This window comes from Actinokineospora alba, from assembly GCF_004362515.1.
Classification (GTDB): domain Bacteria; phylum Actinomycetota; class Actinomycetes; order Mycobacteriales; family Pseudonocardiaceae; genus Actinokineospora; species Actinokineospora alba.
Map to the genome: position 1 here is coordinate 4,856,685 of NZ_SNXU01000001.1, position 23,688 is coordinate 4,880,372.

Consider the following 23,688-nt stretch of genomic DNA (forward strand, 5'->3'; position numbering starts at 1 on the left):
ACTGTTTATCCGAGGCTGGATGGTTGCGGTGTTGTGCCGACACCGGGACCGGTCGACAGACCGGCCTCGACGTCGGGCCCGGTGTCCGCGGTATCCCCGGTGGACTCCAGGCCCGGGTCGGCCGGACGGGCGAAGGCGAGCGCGGCACCCAGCAAGACCACGGGGTACACCAGGTAACCCCACCTCGTGGCGGGTGCCAACACGATCGCCGCACCGAGCCCCACCGCGACGCGCGTCATCGCGTCCGCCATCGACAGCGGCGGACGCGCCACCAGCCAGCCCGTGATCAGCACGGCGGCCAGTCCCAACAGGACGAGGGCCACCGTGTGGCCGATCGGGCCGAGTCCGGCGATCAGGTGGCCGGGCAGCGGGCTGGACGCCGGTGACGACGCCTGCCCAAGGCCGATCGGGAACTTGACCACGTGCTCGACGAAGGACGCCGGGTCGGCGGCCAGGACGGGCACGGTGATCAACACGCCCACACCCGCCAGCGTGCCGAGGAACCGGGCCAGTGCCCGACCGCCGCACACGGCGAGCACGCCGATGCCGATCACGGCGGTGGCGGGCAGGGCGGTCAACTTCATGGCGACCATCACCGCGCACACGGCGCCGCTCCACACCGGGCGCACGCGGTAGGCGAGCGCGCCCGCGAGCACGATCAGCGCGATCACCGCCACGTCGTCGCCCGCGACGCAAAGCGTCAGCGCGGTGAGCGGGTTCGCCACCAGATGCATGGCCCGCACGGGGATGGGCGGGCGGTGCAGCACCCGCCACGCGCCCCATAGGGCCGCGGCGCTGCCCAGCAGGAACATCACCCGCGCGTCGGTCAGCGGGTGGTCGCCGAACAACGCCCGCGGCATGCCGAACAGCGACATCGCGGGACCGTAGGGCGTGTAGTCGTCGGGGTGCGCGGCCCGGCCCAGCGTGGCCAGGTCCGTGTACGGCGTGCCGTGCGCGAAGAGGTTCCGCGCGGCGCGTTCGACCACCCACACCTCGGGCTGCGCCGGGAACGACCACGGCCACGGCCCCCAGGTGAACGACGGCGCGCGCTTGAACACGAGGAACAGCAGCGGCAGCAGGATCGCGCCTATGGCCGCGACGACGACCGGGAGCTTGCGGCGGGTCGGCAGCAGCAGCGTGAGCGCCGCGGCGGCCAGGTAGCCGCCTGTCGCGAAATTGCCCCAGACGCGATACCCATAGAACTCCGACGCGACCGCGGTGACCCCTGCGGCGACGGCGCAGCCTGCGTAGATCAGCAGGTCGAGCCGCAGCGCAGCACGCACCGAGCCCCCCATCGCCCACATTTCTGTCACCGTCGCAGGGCAGGCTACCGACGTGATCGAGACCACCACCGACGTGGGCGGGAAGTTCCAGGCCGGTCCGCGTGTTGTACGAGAGCTGTATCAAGAGAGGGGGTGCGCGTGGACAACTCGATGATGAGGGGCATGGCGCGCTCGATGCGTTCGACCGACCTGCCCAAGGGGCTGCGCAAGGGCACCGTCCGGCGCGTCTTCACGTTCAGCCGCAGGCACCGCCCGCGGCTGATCATCTTTCTGCTCCTGACCGTCGTCTCGGCGGTGCTGGGGGTGACCTCCCCGCTGCTCGCGGGCAAGGTCGTCGACGCGATCGTCGGCCGCGACGACGTGTCCGTCGTGGTCTGGCTGGCCGTCGGCATCGCCGCGCTGGCCATCATGGGCGCCGTCCTGGGAGTCGCCGAGCGGTGGCAGTCCGCCCGCATCGGCGAAGGCCTGATCTACGACCTGCGGCGCGCCGTTTTCGAACACGTGCAGCGCATGCCGGTCGCGTTCTTCACCCGCACCCGCACGGGCGCGCTGGTCAGCAGGCTCAACAACGATGTGATGGGCGCCCAGCGGGCGTTCACCTCGACCCTGTCCGGGCTGGTCAGCAACGTGATCGGCCTCGTGCTCTCACTCGGCGTGATGATGACCCTGTCCTGGCAGGTCACCCTGCTGGCGCTGATCCTGCTGCCGGTGTTCGTCCTCCCCGCCCGCCGCGTCGGCAGGCACATGGCCGACCTCCAGCGCGAGTCCTCCACCCTGAACGCGTCGATGACCACCCAGATGACCGAGCGGTTCTCCGCACCCGGCGCCACCCTGGTCAAACTGTTCGGCCGCCCCGACGTCGAGGCCGTCGAGTTCGGCGAGCGCGCAGGCCGGGTCCGCGACATCGGCGTGCGCACCGCGATGGCGGCGCGCTGGTTCATGACCAGCCTGCAGCTGGTGTCGGCACTCGCTCAGGCGCTGGTCTACGGCCTCGGCGGCTACCTGGCACTCAAGGGCGACCTTGCCCCCGGCACGGTTGTCGCCTTGGCCCTGCTGCTCACCCGCCTCTACGGCCCGCTGACCGCCCTGGCGAACGTCCGCGTCGACGTGATGACGGCGCTGGTGTCGTTCGAACGAGTCTTCGAGGTCCTCGACCTGCCCCCGATGATCTCCGAGAAGCCCAACCCCCGCACTGTGCCTCCGGGCGCGGTCTCAGTCGAATTCGACTCGGTGCGCTTCGCGTATCCGGCGGCGGACAAGGTCTCGCTGGCGTCGCTGGAGGAGGTCGCGGTCCTGGACCAACGCGGCGGAGAGGAAGTCCTGCACGGCGTGTCATTCGTCGCCGAGCCCGGGGCGATGATCGCCCTGGTCGGATCATCGGGCGCAGGCAAGTCGACGATCGCGTCGCTGGTGCCTCGGCTCTATGACATCGACTCCGGCGCGGTCCGGCTGTCCGGCGTGGACGTCCGCGACCTGTCCTTCGACGCACTGCGCGACACCGTCGGTGTGGTCACCCAGGACGGCCACCTGTTCCACGACACAATCCGCGCGAACCTGGCCTACGCGGCTCCCGACGCGAGCGACGCGGAGATCATGTCCGCGCTGCGACAGGCCCGACTGGGCAAGCTGATCGACTCATTGCCGGACGGGCTGGAGACGGTCGTGGGGGAGCGCGGGTACCGACTCTCCGGCGGGGAACGGCAGCGGTTGACGATCGCGCGGCTGCTGCTCGCGCAACCTCGGGTGGTCATTCTCGATGAAGCGACCGCGCATCTGGACTCGGAGTCGGAGGTAGCGGTCCAGGAAGCGCTGGCCACCGCACTGGAGGGAAGGACGGCCATCGTGATCGCCCACCGGTTGTCGACGATCCGCGCTGCTGATCAGATCCTCGTGGTCGAGGCCGGCCAAATCGTCGAGCGTGGTTCGCATGATGAGCTGCTGGCAAGGGACGGCCGCTACGCAGACCTATATCGAACCCAGTTCGCCGAACAAGACGCCGTGGCATAGCCGAACAACCACCGGCCCCCCAACACCCCAACACTCCCGAATCGCAACGGCCCAACGCAACGGCCTGTTTGGGTGGAGTGGTTTCTTTGGGGGAGAAGAAAGACCCCTAAACTTGCCGTGGTCGTGGGGCCGAAGGCTCCCACCTCGCTTTCCCACGACAGGGGTCTTTCTTCGTAGGGGCCCCAAAGAAACCACTCCACCCAAACAGGCACCCCACAGCCAGACCCGGCAAGGCAGCGATCAAGCGAGCGTAGGAATCCGATCCGCGTACCGCTGCATCAGCGCCTCGTTCGCCTCATCCCCACCCTCCACATTGGAGCTCCGCCACAACGGCAACTCCATCCCCTCCCGAGCAGCCCGATCGTTGAGCCGAATCAACACCTGGTTCCACAAGTACGCCACAGTCACCGACGACAACGGCGCCGTCACCGCCTTCGACTCCGGATAGCCCACATCCCCGGGCGCGGTAAGCGTGTCCAACACAATCGTCGCGTTCGCCGCCAACGTCGTCCCCGCCCGTCGAGGTGCGGCAGCGGTCGCGGCAAGGGACGTGACAGCGATGACCGGGCACCCCGCGTCAAGAGCGCACAGGGCCAGCTCGACCGGATAGTGGTTCACGCCCGAATTCGAGAACACGAACAGCACCTCGTGCCCGGACAGGTGCAGATTCCGGAACACCGACCGAGCCAGGCCAGGAGTCCGCTCGGCCTGCAGCGCGCGCCGGACCCCAGCGAACACCTGAAGATCCTCATGGAACAGCGGCCGCACGCAGGCCAGGCCGCCCGCCCGGAAGAACGTCTCCGCGACCGCCGCCAGGGAGTGCCCCGCGCCGCCCGTGAGCACCAGGCCGTCCGCGCGGATGCAGGCCAGGACCAGGTCGGCGACGTCGTCGAGGGCGTCGGCGTTGTGGGTCGCGACCTCGGTCAGGTGCGCGAGCATCAGGTCACTGGTCATGGGGCCTCCCTGGCAGGTCTTCCGGCCGGTCGGCGTCGGCGCCGTCGGCGATGTCAGCGCACGGCACGTCGGTGACGCGGTGGCGGGCGAGGTAGGGGCGGGCTCCGGTGTCGCCGTCGGCGGCCTCGGCGACACCGCGCCAGTGGTCGCGGCCGAGCAGGACCGGGTGGCCGGGAACGCCGTCGTAGGTGGCTCGGGCCAAGGCGTCGGGCGCTGCGATGGCGACGAGCCTGCGGATCGCGTCCGCGGTGATGCCCGGGGTGTCGACAGTCAGCACGATCACTGCGTCGGAGTCGCCGAGGGCGCCCAAGCCGACCCGCAGCGACGAGCCCATGCCGTCGGCCCAGTCGGGATTGTCGATCACGACTCCGGGCAGTTTCGACCGGGCGCGGACCTCGTCGGCGGCGGCGCCCAGGACGGTGATCACCGGGTCGCAGCCCGCGTCGGCCAGGGTGGTGGCGGCGTGTTCGACGAGCAGGCCGGGGCCCCACGGGACGAGCGCCTTCGGCATCCCGAACCGCCTGCCCCCGCCCGCGGCCAGGAGCAGTCCCGCCACCGCGCAGGCCGCCATGCAGCGAGCTTAGGGGTATCCGGGAAGATCGAGAAGGACCGCGCCCCACCACGTCCGGTGGATGTCGCAGACCGTCCGGTGGGCTAGCGCAAGTGGTCTAGGAGCAGCGCCGTCAGCGCGTCCGGCGCTTCCTCCGGAATCCAGTGGGAGGCGTCCTCCAACATCTCGAACCGGTAGGCGCCCGTGACCCACTTCCCGCAGGCCAGGGCCGCCGTGGAACCGAACGCGACGTCCTCGGTGCCCCACACGTACATCGTCGGCACCGACACCGCCTCAGGCGCGACGTTCCACCGCGTCGCGCGGTACCAATTCAGGGCCGCGGTCATCGCCCCCGGCTCGGACAGCCGGGTCACGTAGTCCTCGATGTGCGACGGCGGCACGCGGTACTCGAACATCTGGCGCAGCGCGGCCGCGTTGTCGGCGAGCAGCCGCTTCTCCGCCGAGCGCTCCTTGAACACCGAGATGTACTGCGACCGCAGGTGCTGGTCTTCGTCCTCGCGGTACGCGGCAGCGATCGCCGCCGGGTGCGGCGCGGACACCGCGGTGAGGGTGCGGATCCGGTCGGGGTGCTCGGCGGCGGTGTGCCAGCCGACCGCGGCGCCCCAGTCGTGCCCGACCAGGTCGAACCGGGACCAGCCCAGCTCGTCGGCGATCGCCAGCACGTCGGCGACCAGGTCGTCCATCCGGTAGTCGCCGACCTCCTCGGGCCGGACGCCGGGGGAGTAGCCGCGCTGGTCCGGTGCGACGGCGTGGAATCCCGCGCGCCCGAGTTCGCCGACCACATGGCCCCACTCGGTGGAGGCCTGGGGGAAGCCGTGCAGCAGCAGGACGGGCTGCCCGCCCGCGGAGCCTCCGCACAGCGCGTCGAAGGCGCCCGCGGCGGTGGTGATCTGAAGGTGGTCGCTCACCCGCCGGAATGTACTCACTCACACTGACCGAACCGGACTGGCGCCGGTTGCGAAGATTGTCCTGTGAATGACAGCGTGAACGACAGGGCGCGGCCCGCCATCCGGGTCTTCGGCCCGACCGAGAACGTCCGCGGCGTGGCGCTCCTGCTCCACGGGGGCCGCGAGCGCAGCCATGAGCGGGTGCACCGGTACCGCTCGGCCTACCTGCGGATGCTCCCGTTCGCCCGCGACATCCGGCACGAGGGCGGCAGTGAAGGCGTGGCCGCCTGGGTCCTGCGCTACCGCTATCGGGGCTGGAACGCCCCCGAGCTCGACCCCGTCCTCGACGCCGCGTGGGCGCTCGACGAGATCCGCCGCGCCCACGGCGACGTGCCGGTCGCGCTCGTGGGCCACTCGATGGGCGGTCGTACCGCGCTGCGGGTCGCGGGGGCGGACTCCGTGGTCGCGGTCTGCGCGCTGGCGCCGTGGACGAAGCCGAACGAGCCGGTCGAGCAGCTGGCGGGCCGCACGGTCCTCATCGCGCACGGGCTGCTCGACAAGATGACCGACCCCGAGCTGTCCTTCCGCTACGCGGAGCGCGCCAAGGCCGTCACCGACCGGGTCGCGCACTTCGACGTGCACGACGAAGGGCACGCCATGCTGCGGAAATCCGCCGCGTGGACCCGGCTGGTCACCGGTTTCACACTCGGTGCCCTCGGGACCCAACCTTTCGACCCCGTCATAACGAATGCCCTGGGACAGCCCTCACCGGAAGGGTTGCGCATTCCTCTCTAGGGAGGCCCCAGTGGTGGATCGGCGGCGGGTCGCGGTCATCGGCGGCGGCGTGTCCGGACTGACGGCGGCGTACCTGCTGCGACGTCGGTACGACGTGACGCTCTTCGAGGCGGACGACCGCATCGGCGGCCATGCCCACACCCACGACCTGCCCACCTCGGCGGGCACGATCGCCCAGGTGGACAGCGGTTTCATCGTCCACAACGAACGGACCTACCCGAACCTGATCCGACTCTTCGGCGAACTGGGTGTGGCGACCCGCGAGTCCGAGATGTCGATGAGCGTGCGCTGTGAGGGCTGCGGCCTGGAGTACGCGGGCGCGCGCGGCGCGCGGGGCCTGTTCGCCCAGCCCACGAACCTGCGTTCGCCGAAGTTCCTGCGGATGCTCGGCGAGGTCAATCGCTTCCACCGGCACGCCCGGCGGGTCCTGCGTGAGGACCCTGGAGACATCACGCTGCGCGGGTTCGTCGTGGTCGGCGGCTATTCGCGCTACTTCGTCGACCATTTCCTGATCCCGCTGGTCTCCGCCGTCTGGTCGGCGGGTGCCGAGCTGAGCATGCGGTACCCGGCCCGGTACCTGTTCGAGTTCCTGCACCACCACGGGATGCTCTCGGTCACCGGCTCGCCGACCTGGCGGACCGTCGTGGGCGGCTCCCGGACCTATGTCGAGCGGGCCGCCAAAGGTCTGACCGCGGTGGAGGTCTCCACCCCGGTGCGCGCGTTGGTCCGCCACGCCGACCACCTGGAGGTCCGCGACGACGCCGACGTGGTCCGCCGGTTCGACCACGCTGTCGTGGCCACCCACCCGGACCAGGCGCTGCGGCTGCTGGCCGAGCCGACGCCCGCAGAGCGGGCCGTGCTGGGCGCGTTCAGCTACTCGGTCAACGAGACCGTGCTGCACAGCGACACGTCGATCCTGCCGCGCGCGGAGGGCGCCCGGGCATCGTGGAACTACCTCAAACCCGCGTGCGACTCGGTGAGCGGCCCGGTGCGGGTGAGCTACCACATGAACCGGCTGATGGGACTGTCCGAAGAGGACCAGTACGTGGTCAGCCTCAACGCGCGCGACCGGGTCGACGAAGCGAGCGTGCTGCGCTCGATGGTGTACGAGCACCCGGTCTACACCCCGGAAAGCGTTGCCGCCCAGCGGGAACTGCCCGCCCTCAACGACCGTTCGGTCGCCTACGCGGGTGCCTACCACGGCTGGGGCTTCCATGAGGACGGCTGCGCGTCCGGGGTCCGCGCCGCCGCGGCGTTCGGCGCCGGCTGGTCGTCGTGACCGCCGCGATCTACGACGCGATCGTCACCCACACCCGCACCGAGCGGCTGAACCGGACCTTCCAGCACCGGATCTACCTGTGGCTCGTCGACCTCGACGACCCGCCGCGGCTGCCCGCGCCGCTGCGGCCGTTCGCCCGGTTCGACGCGCGCGACCACCTCGGCGACCCTGCCATGTCCATCAAGGACAACCTCGCGGACTGGCTGGTGCCACAGGGGATCGAGGTCAGCGGTCGGGTCCTCATGCTGGCGAGCGCGCGGGTCCTCGGCTACGTGTTCAACCCGATCACCGTGTACTGGGTGCACGACAGCGCCGACCGGGTGGTGTGCGTGGTCGCCGAGGTGCACAACACCTACGGCGGGCGGCACCGCTACCTGCTGCACACCGACGACCGCGGCCGGGCACGCGCCGACAAGGAGTTCTACGTCTCGCCGTTCCTCGAGCTGGGCGGCACGTACCGGATGCGCCTGCCCCGGCCCGGCGCGGTCCTGTCCCTGACCGTGGCCCTGAGCCAGGGCGGGAAGACCCCGTTCACCGCGACCCTCGTCGGCGACCGGCGCCGCGCGACCACCGCCGAGGTCCTCCGCACCGTCGTCCGGCGACCGCTGATGCCGCAGCGGGTCTCCGCGCTGATCCGCCGACACGGCATCGCGCTGTGGCTGCGCCGCGTGCCCGTCATCCCCCGCCCCGCCGCCCCTTCACCCGTCGCCCAGGAACGAGTCCGATGACTGACACCACTCTCCGCTCCGCGCAGCCCTGGGGAACCCTGTACTCCCCGCCGCGCGGCCCCGCGCGGGCTCGGATCGCGCGCATCGTCTTCGCCAACGCCGTCCGCACGCTGCCGATCCGGGTGCTGTTCCCCGACGGCACCCGGATGGGCGCGGGTGGCCCGGACGCGCCGGTCATGCGGGTGCACCGGCCGAACGCGTTCTTCCACCGCCTCGGCGTCGACGCCAAGATCGGCTTCGGCGAGGGCTACATGGTCGGCGACTGGACCAGCCCGGACCTGGTGGCGGTGCTGACCGAGTTCGCCGCCCGGATCAGCACGCTGATCCCGCCCGCGTTGCAGACCTTGCGCCGCTGGGTCGACCGGCGCCAACCCGCGGGCGCCGACAACACCGTCGCCGCGGCCCGGGCCAACATCCACCGGCACTACGACCTGTCCAACGATCTGTTCGCCGCGTTCCTCGACGAGACGATGACGTACTCGTCGGCGCTGTTCGCTCCGGGCGACACCGACCTCCACAAAGGACAGGTTCGCAAGATCGACGGCATGCTCGACTACGCGGGCGTGCGCGCGGGCTCCCACGTGCTGGAGATCGGCACCGGCTGGGGCGCGCTGGCGATCCAGGCGGCCCGCCGCGGCGCGCGGGTGACCACGCTGACCATCTCCGGCGAACAGAAGGTCCTCGCCGAGCGGCGGATCGCCGAAGCGGGGCTGTCGGAGCGGGTGCAGGTCCTGCTGCGCGACTACCGCGAGGCGCAGGGCGGCTACGACGCCATCGTCAGCGTGGAGATGATCGAAGCGGTCGGGCAGCGCTACTGGCCGACGTACTTCGCCACCGTCGACCGGCTGCTCAAACCCGGCGGCCGGTTCGGCCTGCAGTCGATCACCATGCCGAACGACCGGATGCTCGCCTCGCGCGACTCCTACACGTGGGTCCAGAAGTACATCTTCCCCGGCGGGCTCATCCCGTCGACCGAGGCGATCGACGAGAGCGTGGCCGCCCACACGGGCCTGCGCGTGCTCGCCCACCGTGACTTCGGCCTCGACTACGCCGAGACGCTGCGGCAGTGGCGGGCGCGGTTCACCGAACGCTGGTCCGACATCGCCGACCTGGGCTTCGACGACACTTTCCGCCGGATGTGGGAGTTCTACCTGGCGTACTCCGAGGCCGGTTTCCGGTCGGGCTACCTGGGGGTGCGCCAACTGTCCATCGGTCACTGAACGCAACCCCGGGTAGGGGTCCCGCGTCCTTGGTAAGGGGAGTGGGAGACTCCCCGCACTGCCGTGGACAGGTAAGGGGAACGGTCTCAGTGAATCGTCTGGCTGGAGAACTCTCGTGAGCTATGGGCATGGGCAGGATCAGCACGGCCGACCGAGATACGCCCCGACCAGAGCGATGCCGCAGGGCGGGCAGGGATACGACCGCAGGCAGCCGCCGCCCCCGCCGCGCGGACCGCGGGGCCAGCACCAGCCTTACGGGTCGCCGCCGCCCCCGCCGCGCCGCAAGAAGCGGGGAAAACGGATCGCGCTGACCGTGCTGCTGGTCATCGTGGGACTCGTCGCCGGGCTGTGGATCTACCTGGAGTCCTCGCTGACGCGCATCGACGCGCTGGAGGACTACGAGGGCAGGCCCGCGGCGGGCGCGGGCACCAACTGGCTGATCGTCGGGTCCGACAGCCGCGAGGGCCTCACCGCCGAGGACGAGGAACGCCTCGCCACCGGTGACGCCAAGGGGCAGCGGACCGACACGATCATGCTGCTGCACGTGCCGGACAACGACACCCGCCCGACGCTGGTGTCGCTGCTGCGCGACTCCCTTGTGGACATCCCGGGCAAGGGCAAGAACAAGCTCAACGCGGCCTACGCGTTCGGCGGGCCGAAGCTGCTCGCGAAGACCGTGGAGACCGAGACCGGCCTGCGGCTCGACCACTACATGGAGATCGGCTTCGGCGGCTTCGCCGATGTCGTCGACGCGGTCGGCGGGGTCGAGATGTGCCTCGAAGCCCCGATCAACGACCCGCTGGCCGGGATCAACCTGCCCGCGGGCTGCCAGGAACTCGACGGCGCCAACGCGCTCGGGTACGTCCGCACCCGCAAGGGGCCGCGGGCCGACCTCGACCGTGTCATCCGGCAGCGGGCGTTCATCGGCGCGCTGACGAAGAAGGCGACGAGCGCGGGCACGCTGGCCAACCCGTTCAAGCTGTTCCCGCTGCTGGGAAGCGCGCCCGACGCCATCTCGGTGGACGACGACACGCACCTGCACAACCTGCCCTCGGTCGCGTTCGCGATGGGTGGGGCCGGTGACGGCGGGCTGATCACCACGACCGTCCCGATGGGCGGCAGCAAGAACGTCAAGGGTGTCGGATCGGCGATCCTGTGGGACGCGGTGAAGGCGCCCAAGCTGTTCGAGGCGCTGCGGACCGACTCCGAGGTGGCCGACGAGCTGATCGTCGGGGCGCCCTGAGCTTTACCGCCGCGCGCCTTTGTTCGGGCGCGCGGCGGTTGGCTGCCCCCTGATCGGCCCTGTCGGGTTCTCGCGCGTGCGCCCTACACTCGCTCGCTGCTATGACCCCGACCGAAGGAGCAGCTGTGCAGCTCACAAGGCTGTTGTGTGCCACCGTGTTCGTCGCGGGCGCGGTGATGGTCCCGACCGGCGTCGCCGCGGCGGAGGACCAGCCGGGCGTGACCAAGGGCCCGTGCCAGTACACGGAGACCCCGGATGACCCGGCGGCCCGGCCGATCCGGCTGCCGCGCGATCCCGCGCACACGCCGTCGCACGGGACGGTCAAGGTCAAGCTGCGGACGTCACAGGGCCCGATCGGGCTGACCCTGGACCGGGCGAAGGCGCCCTGCACGGTCCAGAGCTTCCTGCACCTGGCCCGGCACGGGTTCTACGACGTGACCACCTGCCACCGGCTGACCGCGTACCCGACGCTCAAGGTGCTGCAGTGCGGCGACCCGAGCGGGACGGGGGAGAAGGGGCCGGGCTACCGGTACAAGGACGAACTGCCCACGGACCTGCCCGACTGGCCCGGCGACACGACCGGCACCCGCAAGGTCTACGCGCGTGGCGTGCTGGCCATGGCGAACGCCGGCCCGGACACCAACGGCAGCCAGTTCTTCCTGGTATACGGCGACTCCCGCCTGCGGCCGAACTACACCGTCTTCGGCACGGTGGACCTCCCCGGCCTGTCCACACTGGACACCGTCGCCGCGGGCGGAATCGAGCCGACCCCCGAGGACCCGGCCCCCGTCGACGGCACCCCCACCCTCACCACCACCATCCTCCACGCCCGCTGACCACCGCGAGTCGCCCCCTCCGGCAAACGAGTCGCCCCTCCGGGCGAGTGAGTTCGACATTCGCGAATCCCGAATGTCGAACTCACTTGCCGGACGGGGCGACTCGTTTGCTGGGAGGGGCGACTCGCGGGGGTCAGGGCTTGCGGGCGCGGAGGGCTTCTAGGGCTTTGTCGGCGTGTACGGACATGCGGAGCTCGCTCTTGATCGCCTCAAGGACCTTGCTGTCAGTGTCGATTACGAAGGTCATGCGCTTGGTGAGCAGCGGGCCGAACTTGCGGCGGACGCCGAAGAGGGTGGCGACCTCGCCATCCGGGTCGGACAGCAGCGGGTAGTCGAACGAGTGGATCGAGGAGAATTTCGCCTGCCGGTCCACCGAGTCCGGGCTGATGCCGATGCGGTGGGCGCCGACCTCGGCGAACTCGGCGGCGAGGTCGCGGAAGTGGCAGCTCTCCGCGGTGCACCCCGACGTCATCGCGGCCGGGTAGAAGAACAGGACGACCGGTCCCGTCTCAAGGAATTCGGACAGGGCGCGCTCGGCGCCCGTCTCGTCTTCGAGCTTGAAGTCAGGAACGAGATCTCCGGGCCGCATCAGATGGACTCCTCGGTGTCTTCTTGGGTGGCAGCGGCAGGAATCCGCTGGTGCGTGCGACGTAGTCGGCGTAGCCAGGGCGGGTGCTTGCCAGGTGTTTCTCGGTCAGGGGTTTGCCGGTGCCTTTGGCGAGCAGGAACGTCATGAGCAGCGGCGCGGGAAGGGTGGCCGCGCCGACCCACGAGTGGCAGGCGATCAGGTACAGACCCCACCATACGCAGGCGTCGCCGAAGTAGTTGGGGTGTCGGGTGTAGCGCCACAGGCCCGTGTCGAGGACCCGGCCCTTGTTCGACGGGTCGGCGGTGAACCGGCTCAGCTGCCGGTCGCCGACCGCCTCGAAGGTGAACCCGACCAGCCAGAGCGCCACGCCCAGGTAGGCGAGTGGACCGAAGACGTGCTGGCCGTACTGGGCGACCTGCACCGGCAGCGACACGATCCACATGACCGCGCCCTGAGTGAGGAACACCACCCGGAACATGTGCGCCTTCGGGTTGCCGTTGGCCTTGGCCAGGATCTCCGCGTAGCGGCGGTCCTCGGGTTTGCCGTGGTTGCGCAGGTGCAGGTGGACCGCCAGGCGCAGTCCCCAGATCGCGGTCAGCGCTGTCGCGGTGAGCCGGAACGCCAGGGATCCGTCGGCCAGTCCGAACGAGACGACGGCGATCACGACGAAGCCCAGGCCCCACACGGTATCGATCGTGTCGTACCGGCCGCGCCACAGGCTGATCCCGAACGCGGCCACGATCACCAGCGCCGTCACGGCCGCGGTGACCGCCAGGTTGAGGATCACCGGAAGACCTCCCGGGTCGCGGGGAAGCCGCTGGCGCCGTCCGCGGCGGGCCGCACGGCCAGGATCTGGTCGACGCCCATCCGGTTCTCTTCGAACGCGAGCGCGCCGCCCGCCAGGTAGAGCCGCCACACCCGGGCCTGCTGCTCGCCGACCAGGTCGACCAACTCGTCCCACTTCTCCTCGAGGGTCCGCGCCCAGGCGCGCACGGTCCACACGTAGTGCTCGCGCAGCGCGTGGACGTCGCGGACCTCGAGGCCTGCCTGTTCGAGCAGGTCGACGGTCTGCCCGACCGGCCGCATGTTCATGTCCGGGGCCACATAGGACTCGATGAACGCCCCGCCGCCCTGTGCGCGGGCGCCGCGCGACATCTGCTGCAGCAGCAGCCTGCCCTGCGGCTTGAGCATGCGGAACAGGGTAGCGGCGTAGGTCGGGTAGTTCGCGGCGCCGACGTGCTCGCCCATCTCCAGCGTGCCGATGGCGTCGAACGGCTCGTCGTCGAGGTCGCGGTAGTCCTGCAGCCGCACCTCGACCCGGTCGGCCAATCCGTACTCGTCCAGTCTGGCCAGGATGAACGCGCGCTGCTCGGCGGACAGCGTGATCCCGGTGACGTGCGCGCCGTAGTGCCGGGCGGCGTGGATGGCCAGCGCCCCCCACCCGCAGCCGACGTCGAGCAGCCGGTCGCCCGGGCGCAGGTCGAGCTTGGCGCACACCAGGTCCAGCTTGGCCCGCTGCGCGTCCTCGATGGGGTCGTCCGGTTTGGTGAAGTAGGCGCAGGAGTACGCCATCTGCGGGTCGAGGACGCGGCTGTAGAACTCGTTGGACAGGTCGTAGTGGTGGGCGATGGCGGCCCGGTCGCGGTCCTTGCTGTGCTCGTCGCCGGACAGCCTGGCCTCGGCGGCGGGAGCGGGCGGCCGCCTGCCGAAGACGCCCAGCTTGAGGCCGGTTGCCACGATCCTGGCTTTGTCCTTGAGAGTCAGCTTCGGCTTGGTGGCGGCGGCGAGCGCCCAGAACCGGGACAGGGCTTCGGCCAGGTCCCCTTCGACGTCGAGCTCCCCACTCACGTAGGCGCGCGCGAGGCCGAGTTCGTTCGGATCCCAGAGAAGCCTGCGCAGGGCCCGCCGGGACCGCACGATGGCGACGGGCCCGTCGGCGGCCCCGGCCTCGCTGTCGTCCCAGGCGCGGAGCCGCACGGGGAGGGGTGCGCCGATGGCTTGTTCGGCGGTCTGCGCCAGCGTGGAGGCGATGGCCACGACTCTCCGTTCGTCGATGATGACGAGTATTCGGAGGCGGGCTCGATCGGGATTGCCCTTGGTGGGTCATTGTTCGGTCTTGGGACGCCGGAAGGGTGCATAGAATTCGCGTGGATGATTGGGCGGCAACTCGCGGGTGAGGCCGACGAACACTTCGCCGTATGCCGTGTCGACGATCCAGTGGTCGAACTGGTCGAGTTCGAACTCGCAGTAGCGTTCCAGGAGCTGAGCGAAGAGTTCGGCCTCGCTGTCGGACAGATGTCCACCCTTACCGTTCATGTGATCAGCGTAGGCGCGGCATTTAGGCAGCGGCTTCCTCCGGCAGTAGGGCTAGGAGTTGGGCCGTGTGGCCGGGAAGCTCGACGTCCGCGAGCCCGCTGATGATGTCGCGAAGCGCGAGGGGCTGGTCGACCAGGATCGCGTTCTTAGATACCAATCGGGCCGGTACCAAAGTGTCCGCTTCGGTCTCGCTCAGAATCGGGCCCGCGAGTGCGCAGAGGACTTCGCCCTGGGTGTGGATGCGTTCGCGGAGACCCTCGTTGCCGCCTGCCACCTCGATCACGTGGCTGAGCGTCCAGGTGTCCTGGGAGACACGGTTGTCGTAGGTGGTCGGTGTGCCCGAGGCGACGGCGGAAAGGGTGGCGATGGTGGCGGCGTTGACGATGGCGACGTGCGCCAGGATCTGGTCGGCGTTCCATTCGCCTATCGGTGCGATGGGCGCCGAGTCGGCCTTCGCGACGGTGTCCGCTGCTTCCAGCAGTGCGCGGAAGGCGTCGCGGAGCGGGGTCGTGTTCATAGGTTTCCCTTGCGTGTCTTGAGGGTTGATCAGGCGTCCACTTTGGACATGTCCCACGGCGCCTGGGGGAGCACCTCGCCGGTCTCCATCAGCGACTTGAGGTTCGCCAGTACGGCGGGCCACCCATGGGAGATGCCGCCGAGCATCTCGCGGTTGGGCAGGTTCTCGTGGGTCACCGTCAGGCGGACGATCTCCTGGTGCGCCTCGATGAGGAACGTGACGACCGACGGTTCCCTTGCGGCGTCGGGGGTGTCTTCGAAGGTGATGACAAGGCGGGTGGGCGGCTCGGACTCGATCACCTTGCCGACGACGTCGACGGCGCCGGACCCGTCGACGCGGCGGTGTTCCCAGGTCGAGCCGGGCTGCCAGTCCGAGACATTGGCGTGGTTCCAGTACTTCGCGGTCAGGTCGGCGTCGGTCAGCGCCTGCCAGACCTGCTCCGCGGACGCGCGGATGTAGGTGGCGTAGACGTAGGTCGGAATGGACGTGGCGGTCACGGCTATCTCCTCGGCTTGATTTCTGATGGCGTTGAGGGTGCGCAGTCGGGGCTTGTCGAACCCGGAGATCCAGCGTTCCTCGATGTCGTGGATCGGCGCCGGATTCAGGTAGTGCAGGCGCTCCCGCCCCCGCCGCACGACGATCACCAGGTCGGCCCGTCGCAGGACGTCGAGGTGCTGGGTCGCGGACTGGCGCGCCATGTCCAGGTGTTCGCACAGCTCGCGCAGCGTCTGGCCGTTGTGTTCGCGCAGCCGGTCGAGCAGCAGCCGTCGGGTGGGGTCGGCGAGCGCCTTGAACACCGAGTCCACCGCGTTCGCTTCGAGGGTCACCCGACCATTATGCAGGTAAATGCCTGCCTATTGTCAACCGGCTGTCTTCGTCCCGATTGCCAGGAGGTGCGCACTGGCGTTGATCAGCAGCGGATCCCGCTCCACCAGGCGCGCGCAGCGCAGGGCGGCGTCCACCCGAGCCGCGAACTCGCCCACGCCCGCGACATCCAGGGCGGGCCAAGCAGGTCCTTCGATCCCGTAGACCTCAACCTCGTCGAGGCCGCCGCCTTGGACTTCGGCTCGGAGTTCGTCAGCGGTGTGCCAGTGCGTCGAGACGAACCCGACGTGACCGTCGTATCGACCCGTCGCGATGACCGCCTCGATCGAGGGCGTCAGGTCCGCGTCGAGCGTGCCGTCGGCGCCCGTTTCCAGGGTCGAGCCGTAGCGGCTGATTCCCGCCGCGGCGAGCACACCGCCGGGCCGCAGCACCCGCACTCCTTCAGCCAACGCCTTCGCGCGGTCGGCGGCGTCGACGAGCTGCTAGAGCGGGCCGAGCATCAGCACGACGTCCACGCTGTTGTCGGCCACGGGAAGACCGCGGGCGTCACCGACCACCGCGGTGACGCCGGGGAGGGTCGCGGCGGCAGTCGCGTGCGCGGCGACCACGTCGATCAGGTGCACCGAATGCCCGTCGCGGGCGAGCCACTCGGCGTGCACGCCGGTCCCGCCGCCCACGTCGAGCACCTTCGCTCGCGTCGTGAGGACTCGACGGAGCAGTTCCTGGGTGCGCAGGAACTCGAGCCTGCCGTGCGGTGTCCTCGCCAGTCGGGAGGTTTCCGCGTTGGTGGAGTAGTGCCGATCCACGTCCGTGCCCATGAGTCATGCTGGCCGCCGCGATGACGAGCGGGCAACGGCATTTCGAACCACACCCTGGGTGTGGGAGGGGCGTTGCTCGCCGGGTGTCAGGTATTCGGTTGGATGGGGTCGTTGATTCGGGATGTGCCGTTCTTATGGGGTGTTTGTGGGCGTGGGTTTCCAGGTCGATGGCGGTCGTCAGTGACCGCGGCGCGGCTGGCGAAGGTGGCGACTGAGGTGTTGTCGCCCGCGGTGGTGGTGCTCCTGCTGCCCTTGGCGGTCGCCTGGCGGGCGACGGGGTACCGGGTGGGGCCGACGCTCCTGTGGGGGATCGTCGTGGCGCTCTTCTCGAGCATCCTGCCGATGGTCTTCATCATTCGCGGGGCCCGCCAGGGCCGGTGGGACGGGCATCATGTGCGGGACCGCGAGCACCGGGCCGTTCCGCTGCTGGTCGGGCTCGCGTCCACCGGCGTCGGGTTGGTGATCCTGCTGGTCGGTGCCGCCCCTCGGGCCGTGGTCGCGTTGACGGTGGCCATGGCGGTGACGCTGGCCGCGTGTATCGCGGTGACGGTGTGGTGGAAGGTGTCCTTGCACGCCGCCGTGGCCGGGGGAGCGGTGGTGCTGGTGGCACTGCTCTACGGCCCGTGGGCGTTCTTGCTGGTGGTGCCGCTCGTCATCGTGTGCTGGTCTCGGGTGGTTTTGCGCGATCACACCGTCGCCCAGGTGGTCGTGGGCGCCCTGTTGGGCCCGGTGGTCGGCGGCGCGGTGTTCCTCGCGATCACATGACCGAGCCACGCGGCATGTGGTTCGCGCGGGAAGTGCGGTTCGCGCTGTATCCGAACGTCGTGCCTGTCGTGTTGGCCGTCACGGTGGCGACGCATGTCGTGGACGGCTTCTGGCTGGGCCTGCTGTGGGGCGTGCTGGCGTCGGTCTGCGCGGTGCACCTGCCGCAGGCGTTCGTCGTGCGCGACTCCGCGCCCGGGATGCCGAAGGCGCTGATCGGGTACGCCGCCCCACTGGTGGGGGTGGCGATCATGCTGGTCGCGGAGGTGCCGCGTGATGTGGTCGCGCTGACCTTGGCCATGGGGCCACGCTGGCCATGACCTCGCTGGTGAACGGCTCGGCCCAGGTGGCGGTGTGGGGCGGCTTGGTCGCCTTGGCCGTCGTCTTCGACCTCTCCACGCGGATCCCGATCGCGGTGGCGTTGCTGGTCCTGACCGGCTGGGCGCTGGTCAAGATCGGTGAGCACAGCCTGCCGCGGGTGGTGATGAGCGCGGTCGTGGGGCCCGCCGCGGGCTTGGCCGTGTTCCTGGTGGCCAGGTGAAGGCGCCGCTCGCCGTGCGGTTCGCGGAGCACAGTCAGCCTGCGCACTCTCGTACTCAACGATGTCGCGTTGATAATGACTGACTGGTCAGTCATTATCAAAGTATGGTGAAGTCAGTTGATCGGATTCGGCGGCGGGAAGACATCCTGGGCGCGGCGGTGCGGGTGTTCGCGCGCAAGGGGTTCGCGGCCTCGCGCGTGGAGGACGTCGCGGCCGAGGCGGGCATCGCCAAGGGCAGCGTCTACCTCTACTTCGGCAGCCGCGACGCCCTGCTGGCGGGCGTGTTCGAAAGCTACCGGGCCCGCTCGGACGCGGTGCTGGCGACGGTGGGAGACGGGCAGGCGTTGGAACGTCTGGCGCGACTGGTGGGCGGGGTGGTCGACATGCTCGCCGCGCACCGCGATCATGCCCGTGTCTTGCTGGATGTGTGGGCGTCGGCGCCATCGCTGGACATGGCCTCGGTCTACCGCCAGTACCGGGAGGCGATCTCGGAGTTGCTGCGCCAGGCGCGGGCCGAGGGCGAGTTGCGGCCCGACGTCAGCGAACACCACGCCACGCTGGTCGTCGCCGCGATCGAGGGCTGCCTGCTGCAGTGGCTGGCCGACGATCGGGTGCCCCTCACCGAACTGGCGGCACCGATCATCGAGCTGACCGTTGAGGGGATCCGCGCGTGAATCTCGTTGACCGTGCCATCGCCCCCGGCGCGACCCGGCAGGAAGTCCTGGCCGGGTTCGGTGCCGCCCTCGCCGGCGCAGTGCTCGCCCTGTCGCTCGCGCTGGACGCGCACCTGCCTGCGCTGTCCGTGGCCGTCGTGGCGGTGGTGGCCTTCGACCTGTTCGGCGGGGCGGTCGTCAACGCCACGGACGCGGCGAAGCGGTGGTACCACGGGCCGGGGCGCACCGCCCGCCACCACCTGACCTTCGTCGCCTTGCACATCCAGCCCTACCTGCTGGCCTGGACGGTGCCCGGGGTCGCCTGGACCGCCGCCGCCGCGATCCATGGTTCAGCCCTGGTGGGAGCCGTACTGGTGACCGTCGCTCCGGCACCAGTGCGGAGGCCGGTCGCCTTCGCCGTCACAGCGTTCGCCCTGACGTTGACCACCAGCGTGGTCACCCTCCCACCCGAACTTGGCTGGTTCGCCCCGCTGCTGCTCATCAAACTCCTGCTGGCTCACCTGCTTCCGGAAGTGGCCTCCCGGTGACCCAACACCTCCACGGCGGGCTGCGATCCAGACTGCACAACCAACGCACCGAGAGCCGCTTGACCACCCCGGCGAACGTTCCCGGTCACCAGCACTAGTAGTCCACCCGGTCGGGGCGGGCCTCCCACGCGGCGAACGGGGTCTGTTCGGTGCCGGTGCGGATGTTGTCGACGGCGATCGGCCACGTCCGCCGCGGCTGGGCGAACACGTCATAGAAGCGGCGGTCGTCGAAGCCCGCCTTGGCCGCGTCGTCGCGGTCGGCGGCGTAGACGACCCGGTCCACGCGGGCCCACAGGGCTGCCGCCAGGCACAGCGGACACGGCTCGCAAGACGACACCAGCACGCAGCCCGTCAGGCGGAAATCGCCGAGCACCTGGCAGGCCCGGCGGATCGCGACGACCTCGGCGTGCGCGGTCGGGTCAAGGTCCGTCGTCACCTGGTTGGTCCCGCGCGAAAGGACCTTCCCGTCCCGCACCACCAGGGCGCCGAACGGGCCGCCACCCGCGGCGACGTTGTCCTCCGCCAGCCGGACCACCTCGGTCAGCCAGGACAGCATGACGCCTCCCTACCTCAGGGTTCGGCTCCGGCCGCGGAACTCGGCCACGACCTCGTCGCCCCTGGTCACTGTGACGTCGTAGATGCCGCTGCGGCCGTAACGGGTGCGCTCCAGTGCGGTGGCCACCAACTCGTCGCCGAGCTTGACCGACGCGACGAAGGTGATGTCCGCGCCCGCCGCCACGGTGACCGGGCCGTGGCTGTTGCACGCGCAGGCGAAAGCGGTGTCGGCCAGCAGGAACACGTACCCGCCGTGGCCGATGGCGTGCCCGTTCACCATGGTCTCGGTGACCGTCATCCGCATGGTGGCCCGCCCGGGCCCGGCCTCCAGCAGTTCGATGCCCAGCGACGCCGAGGCAAGGTCGTCGGAGAGCATGCGGGCGACGGACTCAGGAGTCGGTACGGTCGTCACGAAGTCATCGTAAGCGGAGACGTGCACAACAGCGTGGTTGCGCTTCCGATAGTAGGAAGACAAACTATTTAGGTACGGCGACCCACGGAGGCTCGAGCATGTCCGCACCGCAGTTGTACCGACCCGCGCACCCCGTCCGCTTCGTGACGGCGGCGAGCCTGTTCGACGGGCATGACGCGGCGATCAACATCATGCGGCGGATCCTGCAGTCGCAGGGCGCCGAGGTCATCCACCTGGGCCACAACCGCTCGGTCCGCGAGGTCGTCGCCGCGGCCATCCAGGAAGACGCCCAGGGCGTGGCCATCAGCGCCTACCAGGGCGGGCACGTCGAATACTTCACCTACCTCGTCGAGTTGCTCGCCGAGCAGGGCGCCGGGCACATCAAGGTCTTCGGCGGCGGTGGCGGCGTCATCGTCCCCGACGAGATCAAGCTGCTCCACTCGCGCGGCGTCGAGCGCATCTTCTCCCCGGAGGACGGGCAGACGCTCGGCCTGGCCAAGATGATCAACTCGATGATCGAGGCCTGCGACCACGACCCGTCCCAGGTTGCCACCGCCGACGCGCAGGCGCTGCTCGCGGGCGACCAGCGGGCGCTGGCCAGGGCCATCACCCAGATCGAGGCGGGCAACCTCGCCGACGACGCCCGCGCCGCCATCGCCGAGGCGTCCGCCGCCCGGCGCGTGCCGGTCCTGGGCATCACCGGCACCGGTGGCTCCGGCAAGTCCTCGCTCACCGACGAGCTGGTCCGCCGCCTGCGTCTCGACCAGCAGGACAAGCTCCGCGTCGCCGTCATCGCCGTCGACCCGACGCGGCGCCGCGGTGGCGGCGCGCTGCTCGGTGACCGGATCCGGATGAACTCCCTCGACGGGGAGCAGACCTTCTTCCGCAGCCTGGCCACCCGCGGCGCGGCCTCCGAGGTTCCCGACGGGCTCTCCGACGTCATCGCCGCCTGCAAGGCCGCGGGCAACGACCTGGTCATCGTCGAGACCCCCGGCATCGGCCAGGGCGACGCCGCGATCGTCCCGTTCGTCGACACCTCCCTGTACGTGATGACGCCCGAGTTCGGCGCCGCGTCGCAGCTGGAGAAGATCGACATGCTCGACTTCGCCGACGTCGTGGCGATCAACAAGTTCGAGCGCCGCGGCGCCGAGGACGCGCGCCGCGACGTGGCGCGCCAGATCGTGCGCAACCGTGAAGCGTTCGGCAAGTCCTGGGAGGACATGCCGGTCTTCGGCACCAGCGCCGCCACCTTCAACGACGACGGCGTCACCGCGCTCTACCAGGAGTTGCGCGCCCTGCTTGCCGACAAGGGCGTCCCGTTCGCCGAGGGCGTCCTGCCGCACGTCGACACGAAGGTCTCGACGTCCGCGGCCACGATCGTCCCCGCCGCGCGGGCTCGGTACCTCTCCGACATCGCCGAGACGGTGCGCGGCTACCACCGGGCCACCGACGCCCAGGTCGACGCCGTCCGCAGGCACTCCGCGCTCACCGAGGCGCTGACCGCGCTCGCCGAGGCCGAAGCGTCGAGCACCGACCTCGACCGGATCGCCGCCGAGGCCGCGCGCCGGGTCGACCGCGACACCGAGGACCTGCTGGCCCAGTGGAAGGTCACCGCCGAGCAGTACCGGGCCGAGGAACTCGTCGTGAAGGTCCGCGACAAGGAGCTGCACACCCAGCTGTGGCGGGAAACCCTGTCGGGCAACAAGGTCCCGCGGGTCGCGCTGCCGCGGTTCGACGACGAGCCGACGCTGCTTCGCTTCCTGCGCAAGGAGAACCTCCCCGGCAGCTACCCCTTCACCGCGGGCGTGTTCCCGTTCAAGCGGGAAGGCGAGGACCCGGCCCGCATGTTCGCCGGTGAGGGCGACGCGAACCGCACGAACCGCCGGTTCAAGATGCTCTCCCACGGCAACCCGGCCACCCGCCTGTCGACCGCGTTCGACTCGGTGACCCTCTACGGCCGCGACCCCGACACCCCGCCGGACGTCTACGGCAAGATCGGCACCTCCGGGGTGTCCATCGCCTCGCTCGACGACATGAAGGCGCTCTACGACGGCTTCGACCTGACCGCGCCCACCACGTCGGTCTCCATGACGATCAACGGCCCCGCGCCGACGATCCTGGCGTACTTCCTCAACACCGCGATCGACCAGCGCGTCGACGCGTTCGTGATGGAGCACAACCGCCAGCCGAATCCTGAGGAATACCAGGAGCTTTCGGCCTGGGCGCTGGCCAACGTGCGCGGCACGGTGCAGGCCGACATCCTCAAGGAGGACCAGGGGCAGAACACCTGCATCTTCTCCACCGAGTTCTCGCTGCGGATGATGGCCGACATCCAGGAGTGGTTCATCCAGCACAAGGTGCGGAACTTCTACTCGGTGTCGATCTCCGGCTACCACATCGCCGAGGCCGGGGCGAACCCAATCAGCCAGCTCGCCTTCACGCTGGCCAACGGCTTCACCTACGTCGAGTCGTACCTCGCGCGCGGCATGGACATCGACGACTTCGCGCCGAACCTGTCGTTCTTCTTCTCCAACGGCATGGACGCCGAGTACTCGGTCATCGGCCGGGTCGCACGGCGGATCTGGGCGGTGGCGATGAAGGAGCGCTACGGCGCGGGGGAGCGGTCGCAGAAGCTCAAGTACCACGTGCAGACCTCCGGCCGGTCGCTGCACGCGCAGGAGATGAACTTCAACGACATCCGCACCACCCTGCAGGCCCTCTGCGCGCTCTACGATAACGCGAACTCGTTGCACACCAACGCTTATGATGAGGCGATCACCACGCCCACCGAGTCCTCGGTGCGTCGGGCGATGGCGATCCAGCTCATCATCAACAAGGAGTGGGGCCTGTCGATGAACGAGAACCCGCTGCAGGGTTCCTTCGTCATCGACGAGCTGACCGACCTGGTGGAAGAGGCGGTGCTGACCGAGTTCGACCGCATCTCCGACCGCGGCGGCGTCCTCGGCGCCATGGAGACCGGGTACCAGCGCGGCCGCATCCAGGACGAGTCGATGCTCTACGAGCACCGCAAGCACGACGGCTCGCTGCCCCTGGTCGGCGTCAACACGTTCCTGCCGGAGAAGGGCAGCGAGGACGAGGTCTTCGAGATCGAACTCGCCCGCGCCACCGAGGAGGAGAAGCGCTCCCAGGTCGACCGCACCCGCGCCTACCAGGAAGCCCACCGCGCCGAGGCGCAGGAGGCACTGGCCAAGCTGCGCGAGGTCGCCGCGTCGGATGGCAACGTCTTCGCGGTCCTGATGGACGCGGCCCGGGTGTGCACCCTGGGTCAGATCACCGAGGCGTTCTTCGAGGTAGGCGGCCAGTACCGCCGCAACGTCTAGTTCTTGCG

Annotated in this window: 27 protein-coding genes; 13 read left to right on the forward strand and 14 right to left on the reverse strand. The window is 69.9% G+C overall.

Annotation, left to right across the window (positions count from 1 at the left end; all coding sequences use genetic code 11):
• Positions 1 to 5: 5 nt before the first annotated feature.
• Positions 6 to 1,283, reverse strand: coding sequence for a glycosyltransferase family 87 protein (locus tag C8E96_RS22375; RefSeq protein ID WP_228770207.1), 1,278 nt, complete (start codon positions 1,281 to 1,283; stop codon positions 6 to 8).
• 174 nt (positions 1,284 to 1,457) lie between these two features.
• Here C8E96_RS22375 and C8E96_RS22380 point away from each other — a divergent pair, with 174 nt between their 5' ends.
• Complete coding sequence (locus C8E96_RS22380) at positions 1,458 to 3,290, forward strand: ABC transporter ATP-binding protein (protein WP_407642649.1); 1,833 nt, start codon at positions 1,458 to 1,460, stop codon at positions 3,288 to 3,290.
• 240 nt (positions 3,291 to 3,530) lie between these two features.
• Here the strand turns inward: C8E96_RS22380 and C8E96_RS22385 are convergent, their stop codons facing one another.
• The 3 genes from C8E96_RS22385 to C8E96_RS22395 form a co-directional block, all read right to left on the reverse strand.
• The gene (locus tag C8E96_RS22385; RefSeq protein WP_091382456.1) at positions 3,531 to 4,244 is read right to left on the reverse strand and encodes a sugar isomerase domain-containing protein; all 714 of its coding nucleotides are present in this window, start codon (positions 4,242 to 4,244) and stop codon (positions 3,531 to 3,533) included.
• Positions 4,234 to 4,815, reverse strand: a complete 582-nt coding sequence (locus tag C8E96_RS22390) for a nucleotidyltransferase family protein (RefSeq protein ID WP_091382454.1) — start codon at positions 4,813 to 4,815, stop codon at positions 4,234 to 4,236. The genes C8E96_RS22385 and C8E96_RS22390 overlap by 11 nt, the downstream gene beginning before the upstream one ends.
• A gap of 83 nt (positions 4,816 to 4,898) precedes the next feature.
• The gene (locus tag C8E96_RS22395) at positions 4,899 to 5,723 is read right to left on the reverse strand and encodes an alpha/beta fold hydrolase (RefSeq protein ID WP_091382452.1); all 825 of its coding nucleotides are present in this window, start codon (positions 5,721 to 5,723) and stop codon (positions 4,899 to 4,901) included.
• 63 nt (positions 5,724 to 5,786) lie between these two features.
• On the opposite strand from C8E96_RS22395, the gene C8E96_RS22400 reads away from it, so the two are divergent.
• From C8E96_RS22400 to C8E96_RS22425, 6 genes are all read left to right on the forward strand, one after another.
• Complete coding sequence (locus tag C8E96_RS22400; protein WP_228770206.1) at positions 5,787 to 6,497, forward strand: alpha/beta hydrolase; 711 nt, start codon at positions 5,787 to 5,789, stop codon at positions 6,495 to 6,497.
• Between the two features lie 10 nt (positions 6,498 to 6,507).
• Positions 6,508 to 7,776: an NAD(P)/FAD-dependent oxidoreductase gene (locus C8E96_RS22405; RefSeq protein WP_407642650.1), complete on the forward strand. Its 1,269-nt coding sequence runs from the start codon at positions 6,508 to 6,510 to the stop codon at positions 7,774 to 7,776.
• A complete protein-coding gene (locus C8E96_RS22410) occupies positions 7,764 to 8,504 on the forward strand; it encodes a DUF1365 domain-containing protein (protein ID WP_228770214.1) in 741 nt (246 codons plus the stop codon). The genes C8E96_RS22405 and C8E96_RS22410 overlap by 13 nt, the downstream gene beginning before the upstream one ends.
• Entirely contained in the window at positions 8,501 to 9,724 is a 1,224-nt protein-coding gene (locus C8E96_RS22415; RefSeq protein WP_091382448.1) for an SAM-dependent methyltransferase, read from the forward strand. Before C8E96_RS22410 ends, C8E96_RS22415 begins: the two co-directional genes overlap by 4 nt.
• 115 nt (positions 9,725 to 9,839) lie before the next feature.
• Positions 9,840 to 10,967 (forward strand): LCP family protein, encoded by a 1,128-nt coding sequence (locus C8E96_RS22420; protein WP_228770205.1) that lies wholly within the window; start codon positions 9,840 to 9,842, stop codon positions 10,965 to 10,967.
• Between the two features lie 176 nt (positions 10,968 to 11,143).
• Complete coding sequence (locus tag C8E96_RS22425) at positions 11,144 to 11,803, forward strand: peptidylprolyl isomerase (RefSeq protein WP_228770213.1); 660 nt, start codon at positions 11,144 to 11,146, stop codon at positions 11,801 to 11,803.
• Between the two features lie 133 nt (positions 11,804 to 11,936).
• Here the strand turns inward: C8E96_RS22425 and C8E96_RS22430 are convergent, their stop codons facing one another.
• The 8 genes from C8E96_RS22430 to C8E96_RS34165 all read right to left on the reverse strand — a co-directional run bounded on the left by C8E96_RS22430 (position 11,937) and on the right by C8E96_RS34165 (position 16,868).
• Positions 11,937 to 12,392: a peroxiredoxin gene (locus tag C8E96_RS22430; RefSeq protein WP_091382440.1), complete on the reverse strand. Its 456-nt coding sequence runs from the start codon at positions 12,390 to 12,392 to the stop codon at positions 11,937 to 11,939.
• Entirely contained in the window at positions 12,367 to 13,179 is an 813-nt protein-coding gene (locus tag C8E96_RS22435; protein WP_091382438.1) for a DUF1295 domain-containing protein, read from the reverse strand. The genes C8E96_RS22430 and C8E96_RS22435 overlap by 26 nt, the downstream gene beginning before the upstream one ends.
• Positions 13,176 to 14,429 (reverse strand): SAM-dependent methyltransferase, encoded by a 1,254-nt coding sequence (locus C8E96_RS22440; RefSeq protein ID WP_228770204.1) that lies wholly within the window; start codon positions 14,427 to 14,429, stop codon positions 13,176 to 13,178. Before C8E96_RS22440 ends, C8E96_RS22435 begins: the two co-directional genes overlap by 4 nt.
• 66 nt (positions 14,430 to 14,495) lie before the next feature.
• Positions 14,496 to 14,708, reverse strand: a complete 213-nt coding sequence (locus C8E96_RS22445; protein WP_091382433.1) for a hypothetical protein — start codon at positions 14,706 to 14,708, stop codon at positions 14,496 to 14,498.
• Positions 14,709 to 14,730: 22 nt separating this feature from the next.
• The gene (locus C8E96_RS22450; RefSeq protein WP_091382430.1) at positions 14,731 to 15,225 is read right to left on the reverse strand and encodes a hypothetical protein; all 495 of its coding nucleotides are present in this window, start codon (positions 15,223 to 15,225) and stop codon (positions 14,731 to 14,733) included.
• A gap of 29 nt (positions 15,226 to 15,254) precedes the next feature.
• On the reverse strand, positions 15,255 to 16,052 hold the full coding sequence (locus tag C8E96_RS22455) for an ArsR/SmtB family transcription factor (protein ID WP_228770203.1): 798 nt from the start codon (positions 16,050 to 16,052) through the stop codon (positions 15,255 to 15,257).
• Positions 16,053 to 16,085: 33 nt separating this feature from the next.
• Positions 16,086 to 16,481: a hypothetical protein gene (locus tag C8E96_RS34160; RefSeq protein ID WP_228770202.1), complete on the reverse strand. Its 396-nt coding sequence runs from the start codon at positions 16,479 to 16,481 to the stop codon at positions 16,086 to 16,088.
• A 51-nt stretch (positions 16,482 to 16,532) separates the two neighbouring features.
• The gene (locus tag C8E96_RS34165; protein ID WP_228770201.1) at positions 16,533 to 16,868 is read right to left on the reverse strand and encodes a class I SAM-dependent methyltransferase; all 336 of its coding nucleotides are present in this window, start codon (positions 16,866 to 16,868) and stop codon (positions 16,533 to 16,535) included.
• A gap of 180 nt (positions 16,869 to 17,048) precedes the next feature.
• On the opposite strand from C8E96_RS34165, the gene C8E96_RS22465 reads away from it, so the two are divergent.
• The 5 genes from C8E96_RS22465 to C8E96_RS22485 all read left to right on the forward strand — a co-directional run bounded on the left by C8E96_RS22465 (position 17,049) and on the right by C8E96_RS22485 (position 19,372).
• Positions 17,049 to 17,633, forward strand: coding sequence for a phosphatase PAP2 family protein (locus tag C8E96_RS22465; RefSeq protein ID WP_091382428.1), 585 nt, complete (start codon positions 17,049 to 17,051; stop codon positions 17,631 to 17,633).
• Positions 17,630 to 17,950: a hypothetical protein gene (locus C8E96_RS22470; protein ID WP_091382426.1), complete on the forward strand. Its 321-nt coding sequence runs from the start codon at positions 17,630 to 17,632 to the stop codon at positions 17,948 to 17,950. The genes C8E96_RS22465 and C8E96_RS22470 overlap by 4 nt, the downstream gene beginning before the upstream one ends.
• The gene (locus C8E96_RS22475) at positions 17,947 to 18,171 is read left to right on the forward strand and encodes a hypothetical protein (protein WP_091382423.1); all 225 of its coding nucleotides are present in this window, start codon (positions 17,947 to 17,949) and stop codon (positions 18,169 to 18,171) included. The genes C8E96_RS22470 and C8E96_RS22475 overlap by 4 nt, the downstream gene beginning before the upstream one ends.
• Positions 18,172 to 18,278: 107 nt before the next feature.
• The gene (locus C8E96_RS22480) at positions 18,279 to 18,845 is read left to right on the forward strand and encodes a TetR/AcrR family transcriptional regulator (protein WP_228770200.1); all 567 of its coding nucleotides are present in this window, start codon (positions 18,279 to 18,281) and stop codon (positions 18,843 to 18,845) included.
• Positions 18,842 to 19,372 (forward strand): hypothetical protein, encoded by a 531-nt coding sequence (locus C8E96_RS22485; RefSeq protein WP_091382418.1) that lies wholly within the window; start codon positions 18,842 to 18,844, stop codon positions 19,370 to 19,372. Before C8E96_RS22480 ends, C8E96_RS22485 begins: the two co-directional genes overlap by 4 nt.
• A gap of 94 nt (positions 19,373 to 19,466) precedes the next feature.
• Here the strand turns inward: C8E96_RS22485 and C8E96_RS22490 are convergent, their stop codons facing one another.
• Positions 19,467 to 19,928 carry a nucleoside deaminase gene (locus C8E96_RS22490; protein WP_091382415.1) on the reverse strand — a complete coding sequence of 154 codons (462 nt, stop codon included), beginning with the start codon at positions 19,926 to 19,928 and terminating at the stop codon, positions 19,467 to 19,469.
• 9 nt (positions 19,929 to 19,937) lie between these two features.
• Entirely contained in the window at positions 19,938 to 20,303 is a 366-nt protein-coding gene (paaI, locus tag C8E96_RS22495; RefSeq protein ID WP_091382411.1) for a hydroxyphenylacetyl-CoA thioesterase PaaI, read from the reverse strand.
• A 134-nt stretch (positions 20,304 to 20,437) separates the two neighbouring features.
• Between paaI and icmF the strand changes: the two genes are divergently transcribed.
• Positions 20,438 to 23,680, forward strand: coding sequence for a fused isobutyryl-CoA mutase/GTPase IcmF (gene icmF / locus C8E96_RS22500; protein ID WP_091382408.1), 3,243 nt, complete (start codon positions 20,438 to 20,440; stop codon positions 23,678 to 23,680).
• Positions 23,681 to 23,688 lie beyond the last annotated feature (8 nt).